This window comes from Roseomonas sp. TS2 (assembly GCF_058833935.1).
Map to the genome: position 1 here is coordinate 1 of NZ_JCACVY010000349.1, position 1,401 is coordinate 1,401.

At 72.9% G+C, this 1,401-nt stretch carries 2 protein-coding genes; both read left to right on the top strand.

Features of this window, described 5'->3' with window-relative positions:
- Nucleotides 1-27: 27 nt before the first annotated feature.
- The gene (queC, locus tag ACZJYS_RS24300) at nt 28-717 is read left to right on the top strand and encodes a 7-cyano-7-deazaguanine synthase QueC (RefSeq protein WP_493180644.1); all 690 of its coding nucleotides are present in this window, start codon (nt 28-30) and stop codon (nt 715-717) included.
- A 48-nt stretch (nt 718-765) separates the two neighbouring features.
- Nucleotides 766-1,323, top strand: coding sequence for a VUT family protein (locus tag ACZJYS_RS24305; RefSeq protein ID WP_181377948.1), 558 nt, complete (start codon nt 766-768; stop codon nt 1,321-1,323).
- Nucleotides 1,324-1,401 lie beyond the last annotated feature (78 nt).

A 1,401-nucleotide genomic window follows, 5' to 3' on the forward strand; every position in this document is an offset into this window, starting at 1 on the left:
GGCGCAGCCAGGAGAAGGAGCGGGGCGATGGACGAGGGCGCGCTGGTACTGTTCAGCGGCGGGCAGGATTCCGCCACCTGCCTGGCCTGGGCGCTGGACCGCTTCCCCCGCGTGGAGACGCTGGGCTTCGACTACGGCCAGCGCCACCGGGTGGAGCTGGAATGCCGCGCCGCCTTCCGCGAGACTCTGCCCGCTGCGTGGCAGGCCCGCCTCGGCCCAGACCACACCCTGGCGCTCGACGCCCTCGGCGCCGTCTCCGACACGGCGCTGACCCGCGAGACCGAGATCGCCATGCAGGCGGACGGGCTGCCCAACACCTTCGTCCCCGGCCGCAACCTCGTCTTCCTCACCTTCGCCGCCGCGCTCGCCTACCGGCGCGGGCTGCGCCACATCGTCGGCGGCATGTGCGAGACGGATTTCTCCGGCTACCCCGATTGCCGGGACGATACCATCAAGGCGATGCAGGTGGCGCTGAACCTCGGCATGCAGCGCCGCTTCGTGCTGCACACGCCGCTGATGTGGCTGAGCAAGGCCGAGACCTGGGAGCTGGCCGAGAAGCTCGGCGGGCAGCAGCTGGTGCAGGACATCGTCGAGCGCACCCACACCTGCTACCGCGGCGAGCGCGGCGCGCGCCATCCCTGGGGGCATGGCTGCGCCGCGTGCCCGGCCTGCGAGTTGCGCGCGAGGGGCTGGGCGGAGTACCAGTCGCGCCGCTGACGCGTCCGTCAGTGCGGATGCTCCCGCCCAGCAATGGAAAACTCGCAGATGACCGACACGCGCCGCATCGAGGGGTTCGCGGCCCTCATCGCCTTCGGGCTCACCATCCCCGCCGCGAACTGGCTGATCGGCCATGCCGGCACCGTCTGCGTGCCGCAGGGCCCCTGCCTCATCCCGGTGGCGCCCGGCGTCATGGCCCCTTCCGGCGTGCTGATGATCGGCCTCGCCTTGGTGCTGCGGGACTTGGTGCAGCGCCGGCTCGGCCTGACCCCCGCCTGGCTGGCGATCGCCGCCGGCACCGCCATCTCCGCCCTGCTGGCGCCGCCCGCCCTGGTGCTGGCCTCCGCCGCCGCCTTCCTGCTCAGCGAGACGGCGGACCTGCTGGTCTACACACCGCTGCAGCGGCGCAACCTGGTGCTGGCGGTGCTGGCCTCCAGCCTGGTCGGGCTGGTGGTGGACAGCGTGTTCTTCCTCGGCATCGCCTTCGGCGACCTGGGCTACCTGCCGGGGCAGGTGCTGGGCAAGCTGTGGATGGTGCTGCTGGCCCTGCCCTTCGCCGCCTGGCTGCGCCGCGCCGATGCGCGCCGCGGCATCCAGCCCGCCTGAGCAGCCCGCCTGAGGCAGACCGCCGCGCCACCGGGTGTGACGGGCGGATGAAGGGGCGGCGCGGTTTCCCGCGTCGCT